A 17612-nucleotide genomic window follows, 5' to 3' on the forward strand; every position below is an offset into this window, starting at 1 on the left:
AGATGACACACGACAATAAACTGCAAGTAGAAGCCATTAAACGCGGCACCGTGATCGACCATATCCCGGCCCAGGTCGGCTTCAAGTTGTTGACCCTGTTCAAGCTGACCGAAACCGACCAGCGCATCACCATCGGCCTGAACCTGCCGTCCGGCGAGATGGGCCGTAAAGATTTGATTAAAATCGAGAACACCTTCCTGACCGATGAGCAGGTCAATCAGTTGGCGCTGTATGCGCCGGACGCAACGGTTAACCGTATTGATGATTACGAAGTGGTGGGTAAATCCCGCCCGAGCCTGCCGGAGCGCATCAATAGCGTGCTGGTCTGCCCGAACAGCAACTGCATCAGTCACGCTGAGCCGGTTTCGTCGAGTTTCGCAGTGAAAAAACGCGCCGATGACATCGCACTCAAATGCAAATACTGTGAAAAAGAGTTTTCCCATTATGTGGTGCTGGCCAACTAATTGCGGTTGGTATTAATACCGGCCCTCCCTATAATGGCTACGACCTAATTACTGCAGTTCATCTGGAGATATTATGAGCAAAACTATTGCGACGGAAAAGGCACCAGCAGCTATCGGCCCATATGTACAAGGTGTTGATCTGGGTGGCATGATCATCACTTCCGGCCAGATCCCAGTAGACCCGAAAACCGGCAGCGTGCCGGAAGATGTCGCCGCGCAGGCGCGTCAGTCCCTGGACAACGTAAAAGCTATCGTTGAAGCCGCTGGCCTGAAAGTGGGCGATATCGTGAAAACCACCGTTTTCGTGAAAGATCTGAACGATTTCGCCACCGTGAATGCCGCGTATGAAGCGTTCTTCACCGAGCATAACGCCACTTTCCCGGCGCGTTCCTGCGTAGAAGTCGCGCGTCTGCCGAAAGACGTGAAGATTGAGATTGAAGCTATCGCGATCCGTCGCTAAGCGCTTCTCTGCCCTCACCCCAGGCGCTTGCGTCATCCACGGGGTGAGGGAAATGCCCTATTTTATCTTCGTTGCCCGCAGCAGTTTCTCCAGCGGATAGACCGCCGCAATCACCAGCTCATCCTGGGTTTTCGCCGCCGTATCCAGCTGCGCCTGGATTGAGGCGTACTCTTTATCGTCCAGCGTTCCCTGCCGCGCCACCAGATCGGTCAAGCGCAGCCCGAGGCTCGCCAGCTTATCAACCTGCTGCACCACCGGTTTAATCGTCGCCAGCTGATAGTTATTGTCGGTCAGCGCCAGCGCATCGCCGCTGTTGTTCTGCCAGCGGGTAAAGACGTGGCGCAGCGCATCGGCGCTCTCAGTATCCTCGGCATCGCTGATCAGCCGCTCCGCCCACTGGTTCAGGCTGCGTACGGTGTCGCTCTCCGCCGGCAGCGCATCGGCCAGCCGGTTCAGCGGTTCAAATTGATGGTAATTGTTCGCCTGGAACTTGAGATGTTGACGGGTGTAGTAATGCGCCGGCTCCAGCGCCTCGGCGAGGATCTGCAACGCCAGCGTATGCCTGCTGTTCGCCAGGCGGGTGAACTGCTCCAGCTGCTGAGTGTGCTGCTGCAGGCCGACGGAGACCGTTGACCAACTGTCCATCGCCTGCAGGCGCTGATACATATTGTCGCTGTCTTTGACGTCTTCGGCCGACCACAGCCGCTCCGCCACCGCAAAAGCCCGCGGCCACAGCTTGATATCGATGACCGGCGCGGCGACGTTTTCCGCCCACAGCGCCGCCTCGCCGCCGAGCAGATTCTTCTGTTGCTGCGCGTCGGGCAGCGTCGGCTGAATGCCCTGCGGTACGGCATCCAGCCGCTTACCGTCAATGGGATAACGGGTGTTGCCAAGCAGGAAGTAGCCTGCGAGCTTGTCGTCGTTAATGGTTAGCACCGGGCGGGTCTCGCCCATCCAGGTATCGACGCGGAACGTGACCTGATTGTCGCCGAGCCATTCAATCTCCTGCACGGCACGCCGTGATTTCCCTTTAAAATCAATAAATCCACGCCAGCCGCTATCGCCTTTTACCAGCGTAAAGCTGCCCTCAACCGCGCTGCCCTTCAGGCGCGGCATCGAAAACTGCCAGCTCTGGGCGCTGTCGTTATCGGTAATCGTATCCACACCGTTAAGCCCCTGCGGGATAATCTCATTACGATAGTGATAGGCGGTGTACTGCGGCTGGTCGAGGTAAAAACCGGTGGAGAGAATGCCGCGATAGCCGTGTTTGGCGACGTCGCCTAATGCGTCCTGCCCCTGCCAGGACTGAATCAGAATGCTCTTCGGTAAATCAGGGTGGTAGATTTCATCCCAGCCGACCATCTGCCGGTGATGTTTTTCGAGTAACGTCTCCAGGCGCCGGTTGAAGTACGCCTGTAGCGCGTGGCTGTCCGCCAGCCCCTTCTCTTTGAGGAATTTCTGAATGGCCGGATTGGCGCGCCACTGGCTATCATCGACTTCATCACCGCCGATATGCAGATACGGATCGGGGAAGATAGCCGCCAGTTCGCTGACCATCGCCTCGGCAAACGCGTAGGTGGCCTCTTTTGTTGGGTCGAGAACCGGTTTCAGCACACCCCAGTGGCGCTCCATCGCGTAAGGCCCCGGCGCGCTCATCAGCTCCGGATAAGCCACGGCGATCGCCGAGGCGTGGCCCGGCATATCGATTTCCGGCACCACGCGAATACCGCGTTCGGCGGCATAGCGCACAATGTCTTTCATCTGCGCCTGGGTATAAAACAGGCCGTCGCTGGCCTGCTGCTGCAGCTTCGGATAGCGGCTGGAGGCGAAGCGCCAGCCCTGATCGTCGGTCAGATGCCAGTGCAGTACGTTAAGCTTCGCCGCCGCCATACCATCAATCTGCCGCTTGATCGCCGACAGCGGCATAAAGTGACGGGCGGAATCCAGCAGCAGTCCACGCCACGGGAAGCGCGGCGCATCGTCAATGGCGACATAAGGAATGGTGGTGCCGTCAGGGCCGTTTTGTACCAGCTGTAGCAGCGTTTCCATGCCGCGCAGCGCGCCAAAACGCGTATTGGCTTTCAGGGTCGCGCCTTCGGCGTTAACGGTTAGCTGATAGCTTTCGTCGCTATCAGGCTGCGGCAGGAAAGGCACTTTCTTATTGACGATCACGTTAATGGTTGGGCTTTTTGCCGGCGCCGTCTGCGGCTGTAGCGTCCAGCCGGTTTGCCGCGCAAGACGTTCACGCCAGCGAGTTGTCGCCTCGCCCAGATCGTCGCCGCTGACGTTGATCGTCAGCTGATTATTTAGCGCCAACGCCCCCTGCGCCTGCGGGCGCTCCACATGGGCGGGCCACGGCATCAGCGGCAGATCGCCTGCCGGAGCGGCAAGCGCCATGCTGCTCAGTAATATTCCGCTGGTCAGCAGACTGTAACGCACGGTGTTAATCATCAATGTTCCTTTTTATGACGGGCCAAAAAAAGCAAAACATTGGGTTAACATGCGCACAAAATTGCGTCAATACATGGCGATGACGGGCTTCACAACTTGATGAGATTTAAGAGAAATACCGGTAAGCCCCTCTGCCGAACGGCAAAGGGGCGAAACCGCTACTGCCAGCCGTAGCGGCGGCTGTAGAAGCCTTTAACGGTCTGGGTCAACACCATGTAACCCGCCAGAATCGCCACCAGCCATGGGAAATAGCTGAGCGGCAGCGCCTGCAGCTGCAGGTAGCCCGCCAGCGGCGAGAACGGCAGCGCGATCCCCACCGCCATCACCAGCAGCGTCATCGCGAACAGCGGCCACGCGGCGCGGCTCTGGACGAACGGAATGCGGCGGGTACGAATCATATGCACAATTAGCGTCTGCGACAGCAGCCCTTCAATAAACCAGCCGGACTGGAACAGGGTCTGCATCTCGACGCTGTTGGCGTGGAACACCCACCACATCAGGCCAAAGGTGAGGATATCGAAAATCGAGCTGATTGGCCCGAAGAAGACCATAAAACGCCCGAGATCGGCCGGATTCCAGCGCTGCGGTTTACGGATCTGCTCATCGTCGACGTTATCAAACGGAATCGCCACCTGGGAGACATCGTACAGCAGGTTCTGAATCAACAGGTGCAGCGGCAGCATCGGCAGGAACGGCAGGAAGGCGCTGGCCACCAGCACGCTGAAGACATTGCCGAAGTTGGAGCTGGCGGTCATTTTGATGTACTTGAGCATGTTGGCGAAGGTGCGGCGGCCTTCGATAACCCCCTCCTCCAGTACCATCAGGCTTTTTTCCAGCAGAATGATATCCGCCGCCTCGCGGGCTATATCCACCGCCCCGTCAACGGAAATGCCAATATCCGCCGCGCGTAGCGCCGGGGCGTCGTTAATACCGTCACCCATAAAGCCCACCACGTGACCTTCGCGTTTCAGCAGCGTCACGATGCGCTCTTTATGCAGCGGCGCCAGGCGCGCGAACAGCGTGGTGCGTTTCGCCAGCGCTGCCAGTTCGTCGTCGCTCATGGCTTCAATCTGGCTGCCAATCACCACTTCGCCCGCATCCAGCCCCACTTCATGACACACTTTCGCCGCCACCAGTTCGCTGTCGCCGGTGAGGATTTTTACCGTAATGCCGCTGGCCTTTAACGCTTTCAGCGCCGGGGCGGTGGTCTCTTTCGGCGGATCGAGGAAGGCGATGTAGCCTTCGAGGATCAGGTCGGATTCATCCGCACGCTGATAGTCGCCTTCCCGCGCCGGCAGGTATTTGGTCGCCACCGCCACCACCCGCAGCCCCTGACGGTTCAGGGTATCGGTCACCCGGCGGATACGGCGCAGCATGGTGTCGTCCAGCGGTACGATTTCACCGTTGTAGCGCACCTGAGTCGAGACGTTGAGGATCTCCTGCAGCGCCCCTTTACAGATCAGCTGATGCGCCTCGTTCTGCTCTTTCACCACCACCGACATGCGGCGACGTTCGAAGTCGAACGGGATCTCATCCACCTTCTGCCAGCGTTCCGCGAGACCGCGGGCGGCATCCAGCTCTACCCCTTCCAGCACCGCGGTGTCGAGCAGGTTTTTCAGCCCGGTCTGGTAATGGCTATTGAGCCAGGCGGTGTGCAGGACTCTCTCACTGGATTTACCGGAAACATCAGTGTGGTTCTCCAGCACGATTTTATCCTGGGTCAGGGTGCCGGTTTTATCGGTGCAGAGGATATCCATCGCGCCAAAGTTTTGAATGGCGTCGAGGTGTTTGACGATCACTTTTTGTTTTGACAGCTTCACCGCCCCGCGCGCCAGCGTCGAGGTGACGATCATCGGCAACATCTCCGGCGTCAGGCCGACCGCCACCGACAGCGCGAACAGCGCCGCTTCCCACCAGTCGCCTTTGGTGTAGCCGTTGATCAGCAGCACCACCGGCGCCATCACCAGCATAAAGCGGATCAGCAGCATGCTGACCCGGCTGATGCCTTTCTGAAAGGCGTTCGGCTCGCTTTCCTGCTCGCTGACGCGCCCGGCAAGCTGGCCGAACCAGGTGTTGCCGCCGGTGGCGTAGACGATAGCCTGCGCCGAGCCACTCACCACGTTGGTCCCCATAAAGCACAGGGTGTCGCATTCCAGCGGATTGGTTTGTAGCGGATCGCGGGTGCGCGCGACTTTTTCAACCGGCAGCGATTCGCCGGTCAGCGAGGCCTGAGCGACAAACAGGTCGCGCGCCACAATGATGCGCAGGTCAGCCGGGATCATATCTCCCGCCGATAGCCTGACAATATCGCCCGGCACCAGTTGGTCGATGGGTAGTTCGAGCCAGCGGCTCTCGCCCTGTTCGTTGATGACCCGCAGCACCGTGGCGGTATTGCTGACCATCGCCTTCAGCGCATCCGCCGCTTTGGTCGAGCGCGCTTCCTGGATGAAGTTAAGCAGCGTCGAGATGCCGACCATCAGCGCGATAACGCCCGCAGCGAACAAATCTTCAGTGGAATAGGAGACGATGCCGAGCACCGTCAACAGCAGGTTGAACGGGTTGCGATAGCAGGTCCACAGATGAACCCACCACGGCGACGGCTTCTGCGCCGGGATTTGGTTATCGCCGTGCAGGGCGATTTTCGCCGCCACTTCGACGTCGTTCAGCCCTTCAGGGTGGCTATCGAACGCGCGCCAGATCTCCTGCTCATCCATGGCCGCCACGTCCAGGCAGCGCTTGCCGAGTGAATCCGGGAGCGGCGCGCTGGCCAGATTGCGGGCATCGGGCAGCGGATCGCGCTGGATCAAACGATGTGGTAAATGGCGGCTAAGCTGCGCGAACAGCTGCCGGGTAAAATTTTTCAGCATAAACAGTCCCTCCGCGCTCGCGCGAGCGAACGCAGCGTTGCCAACAGGCGCGGCAAAGCCTTACCTGTCAGGCATTATTTTTATAGGGCAGGGACATCGTGGACGTCACTGCTTTACGCTTTCCGGTAAAGCAGTGCTAAACAGGCTTACCGGAAAGAAAGGTTGATCCATCGAGGATGAGGAGTGGGATCGGGGTCCATAAAATTCTCCGGTAAGTGACTCAAGACGGCGCGGAGTATACCGCGACCAGGAAACTATTTGTGGCTATTATGGCTATCATACCGCCCGGCAACTAAACCAGACATCAACCAGTCTTTGCTCATTGAGGATTCGTTGAGTAGCATTAGACTCACTCAAATCGGACGATGGCGAGAACCTCGTATGCAAAACCGGCTAACAATCAAAGATATCGCCCGCTTAAGCGGCGTCGGAAAATCGACGGTGTCGCGCGTGCTGAATAACGAAAGCGGCGTCAGCGAGCGCACCCGCGAACGGGTGGAAGCGGTGATGCAGCAGCACGGTTTCTCCCCTTCCCGCTCCGCCCGCGCCATGCGTGGTCAGAGCGATAAGGTGGTGGCGATTATCGTCACCCGTCTGGATTCGCTGTCGGAAAATTTAGCGGTGCAGACCATGCTGCCCGCCTTTTATCAGCAGGGCTACGATCCGATCATGATGGAGAGCCAGTTTTCTCCGGCGCTGGTGGAAGAACATCTGGGCATGCTCGCCCGGCGCAATATCGACGGCGTGGTACTGTTCGGCTTTACCGGTATTCGCGAGGAGATGCTCGCGCCGTGGCGCGAAACGCTGGTGCTGCTGGCGCGCGACGCTCCCGGCTTCGCTTCGGTGTGTTATGACGATCATGGCGCGATCAAGTTACTGATGCAGCGTCTCTATGAGCGCGGGCACCGGCATATAAGCTTCCTCGGCGTGCCGCACAGCGACGTCACCACCGGGGAACGCCGTCATCAGGCGTATCTCGATTTCTGCGCGCAAAAGAAGCTCACGCCAACCGCTGCCCTGCCGGGGCTGGCGATGAAGCAGGGTTATGAAAGCGTCGCCAGCGTGCTGACGCCCGAGACCCGCGCGCTGGTCTGCGCCACCGATACTCTCGCTCTCGGCGCCAGTAAATATCTACAGGAACAGCGTATCGACACGCTACAACTCGCCAGCGTCGGCAGCACGCCGCTGATGAAGTTTCTGCATCCGGAGATCCTCACCGTCGATCCCGGCTACGCCGAAGCCGGACGCCAGGCGGCACAGCAGCTGATCGACCAGATCGCCGGCCACGCCGAACCCCGCCAAATCGTCATTCCCGCTGCCCTGAATTAATCTCGTTCGGGCGATTTATGTGATCTTCGCCGAGTTTCGGGAACGTTCCCATTTTGCATTGCCAACGGAACGGTTAGGATGCATGCAAGGTAAAAACGGCATCTCTCCCCTCTGTTTTTGAGGCTTCATCATGAGCAAAGTAAACCAGCAGGACATCGATAAACTGATCGAACTGGTGGGCGGGCGCGGCAACATTGCCACCGTCAGCCACTGTATTACCCGTTTGCGCTTTGTGCTGAACGATCCGGCCATCGCCAAACCGAAAGAGATTGAGCAGTTGCGCATGGTGAAGGGATGCTTCACTAACGCCGGGCAGTTCCAGGTGGTCATCGGCACCGAAGTCGGCGATTACTATAAGGCGCTGCTGGCCACCACCGGTCAGGCGTCCGCCGACAAAGAGCAGGCCAAACAGGCCGCGCGGCAAAATATGAAGTGGCATGAACGGTTGATCTCGCACTTTGCCGAGATCTTTTTCCCGCTTCTGCCGGCGCTGATCAGCGGCGGTCTGATCCTCGGTTTCCGTAACGTCATCGGCGATCTGCCAATGAGCAACGGCCAGACGCTGGCGCAAATGCACCCGTCGTTGAAAACGATTTATGACTTCTTGTGGCTGATTGGCGAGGCTATCTTCTTCTATCTGCCGGTGGGGATCTGCTGGTCAGCGGTGAAGAAAATGGGCGGCACGCCGATCCTCGGGATCGTGCTTGGCGTCACGCTGGTCTCTCCACAGTTGATGAACGCCTACCTGCTCGGCCAGCAGGTGCCGGAAGTGTGGAACTTCGGCCTGTTTACCATTGCGAAAGTCGGCTATCAGGCGCAGGTGATCCCGGCTCTGCTGGCGGGGTTGGCACTGGGCTTTATCGAAACACGTCTCAAGCGCATCGTGCCTGACTACCTCTATCTGGTGGTGGTGCCGGTGTGCTCGTTGATTCTGGCGGTGTTCCTCGCTCACGCTTTTATCGGCCCGTTTGGTCGTCTGATTGGCGACGGCGTGGCCTTCGCGGTGCGCCACTTGTTAACAGGCAGCTTCGCGCCGATCGGCGCCGCGCTGTTCGGCTTCCTCTATGCGCCGCTGGTAATAACCGGCGTACATCAGACCACCCTCGCTATCGATATGCAGATGATTCAAAGCATGGGCGGCACGCCGGTATGGCCGCTGATTGCGCTGTCGAATATTGCTCAGGCGTCGGCGGTGGTCGGCATTATTATTGCCAGCCGTAAACAGAATGAACGCGAAATCTCGGTACCCGCGGCGATCTCCGCCTATCTCGGGGTCACCGAACCGGCGATGTACGGCATCAACCTGAAGTACCGCTTCCCGATGCTGTGCGCGATGGTCGGATCCGGCCTCGCGGGCCTGCTGTGCGGCCTGAACGGCGTGCTGGCGAATGGCATCGGCGTCGGCGGCCTGCCGGGCATCCTGTCGATTCAGCCAAGCTACTGGCAGGTCTATGCCACGGCGATGGCCATCGCCGTGGTAGTGCCGATTATCCTCACCACCGTGGTTTATCAACGCAAGTACCGTCAGGGCACCTTGCAGATTATCTAACGTCTTCTTTCGGGGCGCCGCTTGCGCCCCCTTTATTCGCAGGAACGTAATATGAATACCCTTCCCCGCTGGTGGCAAAACGGCGTTATTTATCAAATCTACCCGAAGAGTTTTCAGGACACCACCGGCAGCGGTACCGGCGATTTACGCGGCGTCACCGCCCGTCTCGACTACCTGCAAAAGCTCGGCGTCAACGCTATCTGGCTGACGCCGTTCTACGTCTCGCCACAGGTGGACAACGGCTATGATGTGGCGAATTATACCGCTATCGATCCCTCATACGGCACGCTGGAGGATTTCGACCAACTGGTCGCCGGAGCGAAAGCGCGCGGTATCCGCATCGTGCTGGATATGGTGTTTAACCATACCTCGACGGAACACGAATGGTTCCGCCAGTCGTTAAATAAGGCGAGCCCGTATCGCCAGTTCTATATCTGGCGCGACGGCGAGCCGGGAGCATTGCCGAATAACTGGCGTTCGAAATTCGGCGGTAACGCCTGGCAATGGCATGCGGAAAGCGAACAGTATTATTTGCATCTTTTCGCCACCGAGCAGGCGGATCTCAACTGGGAAAACCCGACGGTACGCGCCGAGCTGAAAAAAGTCTGCGAGTTCTGGGCCGATCGCGGCGTTGATGGCCTGCGCCTCGATGTCATCAATCTTATCTCCAAGGAGCAGGACTTCCCCTCCGATACCGTTGGCGATGGACGCCGCTTCTACACCGATGGCCCGCGGGTTCACGAGTTCCTGCAGGAAATGAGCCGCGATGTCTTTACCCCTCGTGGCCTGATGACCGTGGGCGAAATGTCTTCCACTTCACTTGAACACTGCCAACAGTACGCCGCGCTGGACGGCTGCGAACTGTCGATGACGTTTAATTTTCATCACTTAAAAGTCGATTATCCCGGCGGTGAAAAATGGACCCTCGCCCGTCCGGACTACGTGGCGCTGAAAGCGCTATTCCGCCACTGGCAGCAAGGGATGCATAACCGGGCGTGGAATGCGCTGTTCTGGTGTAATCACGATCAGCCGCGCATCGTGTCGCGCTTCGGCGACGAGGGCGAGTACCGGGTGCCGGCGGCGAAGATGCTGGCGATGGTACTGCACGGCATGCAGGGCACGCCCTATATCTATCAGGGCGAAGAGATTGGCATGACCAACCCGCATTTCAGCAGCATTAGCGATTATCGCGACGTGGAAAGCCATAACATGTTTATCGAGCGCGCGGCGCAGGGACAAAGCCCGGATGAACTGCTGGCGATTCTGGCCAGCAAATCGCGCGACAATAGCCGCACGCCGATGCCGTGGCACGATGGCGAGAACGGCGGCTTCAGCGATGGAGAACCCTGGATCGCGTTGGGTAATAACTATCGCGAGATTAACGTCGAGGCGGCGCTGGCGGATCCGGAATCGGTGTTTTACACCTATCAGCAGCTGATCGCGCTGCGAAAAACCACGCCGGTGCTGACCTGGGGGGATTATCAGGATCTGCTGCCGGACCATCCGTCGCTGTGGTGTTATCGCCGCCAGTGGCAGGGGCAGACGCTGGTGGTGGCCGCCAACCTGAGCCGTGAGTTCCAGCCGTGGCAGCCGCCGGAGATGTCTGGCGACTGGCGGGCGCTGATTGGCAACTATGCGGAGACGTCCAACCGCCCGGCGGCAATGACGCTGCGGCCGTTCGAAGCGGTATGGTGGTTGCAGGCATAAAGCTTTTCCCCGATGGCGCTACGCTCACCGGGGCTACCGGTTCGTGGGGCTGGAGATTACGCGCGGTCAGCGTCAGGAAGGATAACGCTCTCCTGCGGCTGCGCTGAGGCGTGCTCCTCTTTGGCCTTCAGCCGATCCCAGGCGCGGAAGAACGGATAGTAAATCACCAGCGAAATAGTTAAATTCACGACCTGCAGTATGGTGCCGGAAATATGGCCGCCGGTCGCCAGATAGCCGCTGATGAAGATCGGCGTAGTGAACGGCAGCGCGATTCCGGCCGGCGGCGCAACCAGCCCGGTCGCCATTGCGGTATAGGACACGATCACCAGCAGCACCGGCGTTAAAATAAACGGCAGGAAGAAGTACGGGTTCATCACCAGCGGGATGCCGAACACCATCGGCTCGCTGATGTTAAACAACGCTCCCGGCGCGGCAATTTTCCCCAGCTGTTTCATCTGCTGACTACGGCTGCGCAGCAACATAAATATCACCAGCCCCAGCAGCGCGCCGGTGCCGCCGGGCGCAATCCACAGATCGTAAAATTGCTGGGTAATGATATGCGGGATCGGCTGGCCGTTCTGAAAGGCCGTCAGGTTCTCTGACATATTCGACAGCCACACCGGCTGGATAAATACCAGCACAATCGCGTCGCCGTGCAGGCCCAGCGTCCACAAAATACCGATCACTATCACCGAAATAATCATCCCCGGCAGCGTACCGCCGACGTGATGCATCGGAATACCGATCAAAGTGGCGATCATGCTGTTGATGTCGCCGAACGGCGAGGCCTCAACCGCCAGGCGCAGCGCCAGCACCACCGCCAGAACACAGAAGCCGGGGATCAGGGCGAGGAACGATTTCGCCACTGCCGGCGGCACGCCGTCCGGCATGCGGATAACGAGATTGCGGCTGGCGACCAAACGATAAATCTCCGTCGACAGCAGCGAAATGACAATAGCGACAAACAGCCCCTGGCTGCCGACCATGCTCACCGGGATCACCCCTTTAATCACCTCCGCCGCGCCGTGTACCGGGGTAAAGAGGGTGTTCTGCGGGATAGTCATCACAAAGGCCACCAGCGACATCGCCCCGGAGCTCAGCGGGTCGATGGTGCGGTACTTCTCCGCCAGCCGATAAGCGATGCCGAAGCTGGAAATCAGCGCCATAATGTCGTAGGTCGCTTTCACCGGGTACAGCATTTTATCACGCCAGACCTCGCCAAACAGGCCGCTCATCATGTCGGCATAGCCGGGGATCGGCAGGTAGGCGAAAATCAGGAAAAACGAGCCAATCAGCATAAACGGCATATTCAGAATGATGCCATCGCGTACCGACAGGACGTGCTTTTGCCCGGCGATTTTCAGCGCCGCGGGCATGACGTAACGTTCAATCCAGCTTGTATTCGACATGGTGTGCTCCCGAGGGAAATAGCGGTCAGTTAAATTGCGTCAGCCATTGACGGTTTATCGTTAACACTTCATCCAGCAGCGCCTGGGCATCGGTGACGTTACCGACCAACGGGTTAGCCACCAGCGCCAACAGCGCGCTCTCGCGGCAGCCGTGTACCGCGGCTTCAATCGTCAGCCTTTCAAAGGCCTTCACCTGCTGCGTCAGGCCGTTCATCGCCGGCGGCAGCGGGCCGAACGCCAGCGGCCGTGCCCCTTGCGCATCAATAATGCTGTTGGTTTCCACCACCGCATCATCATCAAGGCCGTGAATCGCGCCGTTGTTGCGGGTGTTTACCACCATCTCCGCGCCCAGGTTGTTGTGAATCGCATTGATAAGCTCAACGGCCACTTCCGAGTAGTAAGCGCCGCCGCGAAAGCTCAGCTGCTCTGGTTTTTCTTCCAGCTGCGGGTCGGCGTACAGCGTAAACAGCTCCTGCTCGACCTTCATCACCTGCTCGGCGCGGGTGCCTTTGGTTTTCGCTGCGGCGATCTCTTCCGCCAGCATCGCCGGCGTCAGCCAGAAATAACGATGATAAGGGCACGGAATCGCCTTTAGCGCGCGGAGGAATTCCGCCGGCCACGGCAGTTCTTTAATGTTGTTCATCGACAGCGCCTTACCGTCGCAGAGCATATCGATCACTTTGCCGGTGACATCCTCGCGCCCCTGTAGCACCTTATGCACCCAGACCATATGGTTGAGCCCGGCAAAGCGCAATTTCACTTCGGACTCCTGGGCGCCTAACATCCCGACGATCATGTGCTGCATGTTGATCGGCACGTTGCACAGGCCGATGATCTTCGCCGTGCTGTAGCGGCTGACCGCCTCGGTGACGATCCCCGCCGGGTTGGTAAAGTTAAGAATGAACGCTTCCGGCGCCAGCTGTTCCACTTTGCGCGCAACTTCGAGGATCACCGGGATCGTCCGTAGCGCCTTGGCGAACCCGCCGACGCCGGTGGTCTCCTGGCCCAATAGATGATATTTGAGACCCAGCCGTTCATCCGCGGCGCGCGCCGCCAGCTGCCCGACGCGTAGCTGCGTCAGCACAAAGCTGGCGCCGCGGATCGCCTCATCGAGCGTAAAGTGGACGCTGACCGCCACCTGCTCCAGCCCTTTATGTTTCAACATCCGCCGGGCCAGCGCGGCAATGATCTCAACCTTTTCCCTGCCGGATTCGACATCCACCAGCGCCAGTTCGGTGACCGGAAGCTGTTCATAACGAACGATAATCCCTTCAATAAGCTCCGGCGTGTAGCTGCTGCCGCCGCCGATAACGGCGATTTTCAGTGCTTGCATAGTGACCTCTATTCGCATTTTCGGCATGCAGATCGCCGCGCGCGATCGCCAGGACCGCACGTGAGGGTGATAAAAATGGGATTAGAAAATTAGCGTTCGAGCAGGGCCAGCGCTTTATCCAGCACCGCTGCGCCGCGCATCATGCCGTAGTCGGCCATATCGATCACCGCCACCGCTTTACCCTGCGGCGCCGCCAGCGCGGTCAGGCGGCCGGCTTCGTATTTGACCTGCGGCCCGAGCAGAATGACGTCGGCGTTCGGCAGTTCGCGTTCAAATTCCGCCACCGCTACGGCATAGATTTCCAGCGCCAGCGCGCGCTGCTGGGCTTCCGCTTTCATTTTGTTCACCAGCATGCTGGTCGACATGCCTGCGGCACAACAGAGTACGATTCGTGGCATTGCGCTTCCCCTTTGCGTGTTTATCGCTTCAGCCTTCACGACCTATGCGACTATATTGTTAATATTGTGTGATAGTGAAGGCTATATGAAAATAATTTTCACCGATGTGATCGAGGCTCAATTTTTGCGCATTATTTCCTCATGCCATTGCGAAACATCGACGCCAGACATAGGAAATATTCTGCGCAGGTGCTATAAAAACGGCTATTCACTAAGTGAAAAATATTTTCAATTCCGGGTACTGCCAAAGGGAACATCAGGATGGATATCGTAGGTCAACTACAGGACGGATTGGTCCGCTTTAGCGCTCAGGAGTCGCGCGTCGCCGCCTTTATTCTGGAAAATCTTAGCTTTACCGCCAGCGCCTCGATTGACGAACTGGCCGCCAGCGCGGGGGTCAGCCCGGCCACCATCACCCGCTTCGCCCGTTCAGTGGGCTGTGATGATATTCGTGATTTACGCAAACAGCTGGCGCAGGCCAGCGAACGGCGCGCCAGCTGGCTCACGCCGGATAGCGCCGCCCTGCCCGTCGCCTGGCGCGACAAACTTAGCAGCCTCGGCGATACGCTAACCCGTCAGCTCGGCCACACCGCCGAAGCGGCGGTGGAGAAGTGCAAATCGCGCCTGCTGAGCGCCCGCGCGGTGCATTGCTTCGCCCTCGGCGCCCAGGACGTGGCGCTGGCGGCGCTGCTTCAGCACCAGTTGCTGCCATCCGGTATCGCGATTAATCTCTGCCAGGATGCGGCGCTGATGCGAATGACTGCCAGTACCCTTAATGACGATCACCTGCTGCTGGTGCTGGCCACCGCCGATGCCAATGCCGTATTACAAAGCGCGACGCTGCAGGCGCGTACGCAAGGGGTGACGATTATCGCTCTGAGCCCGGAACAGCACGCGCTGGCGGATATGGCCAGCGCCGTGCTTCCCCTGCCCGTCAACCCGCAGCATGCCCGCTACGCCCTGCTGCTGCTTGTCGATCTGCTTAACGATACATTGATTGCCTGAATATTCTGCCCGTTCCCTTCGCGATCGGGCCCCATTTTTGCTTATATTTTAAGCGCCTAAATTTACATTTCACGCTAGCGCCCATCATCCGTACTCTCACCTTTTTACCTTGTTCTGGGTCAATAAAATCGCAAACATCTTTGATGCAAATCACTACATATAGAACTTAAAATGCGCCTCAGCCCTACATATTGTATTAATCGTCTATTATGTCACCATATCTTGTCGTTGTTGGGCGGTGATGAGATGTGGATAAAAAGGGCCGGATCCGAAGGCAAACGCCGCTAGTCGTAGCGTGGCGCGCTTTTGGGAGACCTTCCGCCTCTGTGGATAACCTGTTCTATATATGGAGTGATCATGACACCGCATGTGATGAAACGTGATGGCTGTAAAGTGCCGTTCAAGTCAGAGCGCATTAAAGAAGCAATTCTGCGTGCAGCTAAAGCAGCGGGAGTCGATGACGCAGACTATTGCGCCACCGTCGCAGAAGTCGTTAGCCAGCAAATGCAGGGCCGCGCGCAGGTCGATATCAACGACATCCAGACCGCCGTGGAAAACCAGTTGATGTCCGGCCCGTGGAAACAGCTGGCGCGCGCCTATATCGAATATCGCCACGATCGCGATATCGAGCGTGAAAAGCGCGGCCGTCTGAACCAGGAAATTCGTGGTCTGGTCGAGCAAACCAACTCATCGCTGCTCAACGAGAACGCCAACAAAGACAGTAAAGTGATCCCGACCCAGCGCGATCTGCTGGCCGGTATCGTGGCCAAACACTATGCCCGTCAGCACCTGCTGCCTCGCGATGTGGTGCAGGCGCACGAGCGCGGCGAGATCCACTACCACGATCTCGACTATTCGCCGTTCTTCCCGATGTTCAACTGCATGCTGATCGACCTGAAAGGCATGCTGACTCACGGCTTTAAAATGGGCAATGCCGAAATTGAGCCGCCGAAGTCTATCTCTACCGCCACCGCGGTCACGGCGCAGATTATCGCCCAGGTCGCCAGCCATATTTACGGCGGCACCACCATTAACCGTATCGATGAAGTGCTGGCGCCGTTCGTCACCGAGAGCTTCAAAAAGCATCGTAAAATTGCCGAAGAGTGGCAGATCCCGGATGCCGAAGGCTATGCCCGTACGCGGACCGAAAAAGAGTGCTACGACGCGTTCCAGTCGCTGGAGTATGAGGTCAACACGCTGCATACCGCCAACGGCCAGACGCCGTTCGTCACCTTTGGTTTTGGCCTCGGCACCAGCTGGGAGTCGCGCCTGATCCAGCAGTCGATTCTGCGCAACCGCATCGCCGGCCTCGGCAAAAACCGCAAAACGGCGGTATTCCCGAAACTGGTCTTCGCCATTCGCGACGGCCTGAACCATAAGTTCGGCGATGCGAACTATGACATCAAACAGCTGGCCTTAGAGTGCGCCAGCAAGCGCATGTACCCGGATATTCTCAACTACGATCAGGTAGTGAAAGTCACCGGGTCGTTTAAAACGCCGATGGGCTGCCGCAGTTTCCTCGGCGTGTGGGAAAACGAGAACGGCGAACAGGTACACGATGGGCGCAACAACCTCGGCGTTATCAGCCTGAACCTGCCACGTATCGCGCTGGAAGCGAAAGGCGACGAAGCCGCCTTCTGGGCGCTGCTGGACGAACGCCTGCTGCTGGCGCGCAAAGCGCTGATGACCCGTATCGCCCGTCTGGAAGGGGTGAAAGCCCGCGTCGCGCCAATTCTGTATATGGAAGGCGCCTGCGGCGTGCGTCTGAAAGCCGACGATGACGTCGCGGAAATTTTCAAGAATGGCCGCGCGTCCATTTCCCTGGGCTACATCGGGATTCACGAGACCATCAACGCGCTGTACAACAATCAGCATATGTACGATAGCGAAGCGCTGCGTGAAAAAGGCATCGCCATCGTTCAGCGTCTGCGCGACGCCGTTGAACAATGGAAGGAAGAGACCGGCTACGGCTTCAGCCTGTACAGCACGCCGAGCGAAAACCTGTGCGATCGCTTCTGCCGCCTCGATACCGCCGAATTCGGCGTGGTACCGGGCGTGACCGAAAAAGGCTACTACACCAATAGCTTCCATCTCGACGTCGAGAAGAAGGTTAACCCGTACGACAAGATCGATTTTGAAGCGCCGTATCCGCCGCTGGCCAACGGCGGCTTCATTTGCTACGGCGAATATCCGAATATCCAGCATAACCTCAAGGCGCTGGAAGACGTGTGGGATTACAGCTATCAGCACGTACCGTATTACGGCACCAATACGCCGATCGATGAATGCTACGAGTGCGGATATACCGGCGAGTTCGAGTGCACCAGCAAGGGCTTTACCTGCCCGAAATGCGGCAATCACGACGCCGCCCGCGTATCGGTGACCCGCCGGGTATGCGGTTATCTCGGCAGCCCGGACGCGCGTCCGTTCAACGCCGGCAAGCAGGAAGAAGTGAAGCGCCGCGTGAAGCACCTGGGCAATGGGCAGATTGGTTAAAGACCAATGCGCTTTTCCCGGATAGCGGCGCGCAGCGCCTTATCCGGGCTACCACTACTACTGTCGTAGCCCGGCCGAGCGCAGCGACGCCGGGAAATGGCCGCACTCCTTCGTTTTCGCAAAGCAATTAATGTCAGAGCAAGG

The 17612-nt window shown here is 58.4% G+C and carries 13 protein-coding genes; 7 read left to right on the forward strand and 6 right to left on the reverse strand.

Annotated elements, in window-relative coordinates; genetic code table 11:
- Window positions 1-2: 2 nt before the first annotated feature.
- Entirely contained in the window at window positions 3-464 is a 462-nt protein-coding gene (gene pyrI, locus AC2CGP_RS20200) for an aspartate carbamoyltransferase regulatory subunit (protein ID WP_015368555.1), read from the forward strand.
- A 73-nt stretch (window positions 465-537) separates the two neighbouring features.
- Entirely contained in the window at window positions 538-924 is a 387-nt protein-coding gene (ridA, locus tag AC2CGP_RS20205; protein WP_213759876.1) for a Rid family detoxifying hydrolase, read from the forward strand.
- A 57-nt stretch (window positions 925-981) separates the two neighbouring features.
- Here ridA and AC2CGP_RS20210 read toward each other — a convergent pair whose 3' ends face one another.
- The 3 genes from AC2CGP_RS20210 to mgtL form a co-directional block, all read right to left on the reverse strand.
- Entirely contained in the window at window positions 982-3375 is a 2394-nt protein-coding gene (locus tag AC2CGP_RS20210; protein WP_213759874.1) for a beta-N-acetylhexosaminidase, read from the reverse strand.
- A gap of 158 nt (window positions 3376-3533) precedes the next feature.
- Entirely contained in the window at window positions 3534-6242 is a 2709-nt protein-coding gene (gene mgtA, locus AC2CGP_RS20215; protein ID WP_213759873.1) for a magnesium-translocating P-type ATPase, read from the reverse strand.
- A 146-nt stretch (window positions 6243-6388) separates the two neighbouring features.
- Window positions 6389-6442: a mgtA regulatory leader peptide MgtL gene (gene mgtL / locus AC2CGP_RS20220; protein WP_219995652.1), complete on the reverse strand. Its 54-nt coding sequence runs from the start codon at window positions 6440-6442 to the stop codon at window positions 6389-6391.
- A 181-nt stretch (window positions 6443-6623) separates the two neighbouring features.
- Between mgtL and treR the strand changes: the two genes are divergently transcribed.
- From treR to treC, 3 genes are all read left to right on the forward strand, one after another.
- On the forward strand, window positions 6624-7571 hold the full coding sequence (gene treR / locus AC2CGP_RS20225) for a trehalose operon repressor TreR (protein ID WP_045394704.1): 948 nt from the start codon (window positions 6624-6626) through the stop codon (window positions 7569-7571).
- Between the two features lie 130 nt (window positions 7572-7701).
- Entirely contained in the window at window positions 7702-9120 is a 1419-nt protein-coding gene (gene treB, locus AC2CGP_RS20230; protein WP_015368560.1) for a PTS trehalose transporter subunit IIBC, read from the forward strand.
- Between the two features lie 51 nt (window positions 9121-9171).
- Window positions 9172-10827, forward strand: a complete 1656-nt coding sequence (gene treC, locus AC2CGP_RS20235) for an alpha,alpha-phosphotrehalase (RefSeq protein WP_213759871.1) — start codon at window positions 9172-9174, stop codon at window positions 10825-10827.
- A gap of 56 nt (window positions 10828-10883) precedes the next feature.
- Here treC and celB read toward each other — a convergent pair whose 3' ends face one another.
- The 3 genes from celB to AC2CGP_RS20250 form a co-directional block, all read right to left on the reverse strand.
- Complete coding sequence (gene celB / locus AC2CGP_RS20240) at window positions 10884-12236, reverse strand: PTS cellobiose transporter subunit IIC (RefSeq protein WP_015368562.1); 1353 nt, start codon at window positions 12234-12236, stop codon at window positions 10884-10886.
- A 25-nt stretch (window positions 12237-12261) separates the two neighbouring features.
- Entirely contained in the window at window positions 12262-13569 is a 1308-nt protein-coding gene (locus AC2CGP_RS20245) for a 6-phospho-beta-glucosidase (protein WP_015368563.1), read from the reverse strand.
- 89 nt (window positions 13570-13658) lie between these two features.
- Window positions 13659-13967, reverse strand: coding sequence for a PTS sugar transporter subunit IIB (locus AC2CGP_RS20250; protein ID WP_020079792.1), 309 nt, complete (start codon window positions 13965-13967; stop codon window positions 13659-13661).
- A 261-nt stretch (window positions 13968-14228) separates the two neighbouring features.
- Here AC2CGP_RS20250 and AC2CGP_RS20255 point away from each other — a divergent pair, with 261 nt between their 5' ends.
- Together AC2CGP_RS20255 and nrdD are read left to right on the forward strand one after the other, a co-directional pair.
- Window positions 14229-14972, forward strand: a complete 744-nt coding sequence (locus AC2CGP_RS20255) for a MurR/RpiR family transcriptional regulator (RefSeq protein ID WP_015368565.1) — start codon at window positions 14229-14231, stop codon at window positions 14970-14972.
- Window positions 14973-15329: 357 nt separating this feature from the next.
- Complete coding sequence (gene nrdD / locus AC2CGP_RS20260) at window positions 15330-17468, forward strand: anaerobic ribonucleoside-triphosphate reductase (RefSeq protein WP_015368566.1); 2139 nt, start codon at window positions 15330-15332, stop codon at window positions 17466-17468.
- Window positions 17469-17612: the final 144 nt, after the last annotated feature.

It is taken from the genome of Klebsiella sp. SYXHC3, assembly GCF_057196925.1.

What these genes read in the sequence shown, in the direction of transcription:
- pyrI (WP_015368555.1), top strand. Translation starts at nt 3, where the DNA reads ATGACACACGACAATAAACTGCAAGTAGAAGCCATTAAACGCGGCACC.
- ridA (WP_213759876.1), top strand. Translation starts at nt 538, where the DNA reads ATGAGCAAAACTATTGCGACGGAAAAGGCACCAGCAGCTATCGGCCCA.
- AC2CGP_RS20210 (WP_213759874.1), bottom strand. Translation starts at nt 3,375, where the DNA reads ATGATTAACACCGTGCGTTACAGTCTGCTGACCAGCGGAATATTACTG.
- mgtA (WP_213759873.1), bottom strand. Translation starts at nt 6,242, where the DNA reads ATGCTGAAAAATTTTACCCGGCAGCTGTTCGCGCAGCTTAGCCGCCAT.
- treR (WP_045394704.1), top strand. Translation starts at nt 6,624, where the DNA reads ATGCAAAACCGGCTAACAATCAAAGATATCGCCCGCTTAAGCGGCGTC.
- treB (WP_015368560.1), top strand. Translation starts at nt 7,702, where the DNA reads ATGAGCAAAGTAAACCAGCAGGACATCGATAAACTGATCGAACTGGTG.
- treC (WP_213759871.1), top strand. Translation starts at nt 9,172, where the DNA reads ATGAATACCCTTCCCCGCTGGTGGCAAAACGGCGTTATTTATCAAATC.
- celB (WP_015368562.1), bottom strand. Translation starts at nt 12,236, where the DNA reads ATGTCGAATACAAGCTGGATTGAACGTTACGTCATGCCCGCGGCGCTG.
- AC2CGP_RS20245 (WP_015368563.1), bottom strand. Translation starts at nt 13,569, where the DNA reads ATGCAAGCACTGAAAATCGCCGTTATCGGCGGCGGCAGCAGCTACACG.
- AC2CGP_RS20250 (WP_020079792.1), bottom strand. Translation starts at nt 13,967, where the DNA reads ATGCCACGAATCGTACTCTGTTGTGCCGCAGGCATGTCGACCAGCATG.
- AC2CGP_RS20255 (WP_015368565.1), top strand. Translation starts at nt 14,229, where the DNA reads ATGGATATCGTAGGTCAACTACAGGACGGATTGGTCCGCTTTAGCGCT.
- nrdD (WP_015368566.1), top strand. Translation starts at nt 15,330, where the DNA reads ATGACACCGCATGTGATGAAACGTGATGGCTGTAAAGTGCCGTTCAAG.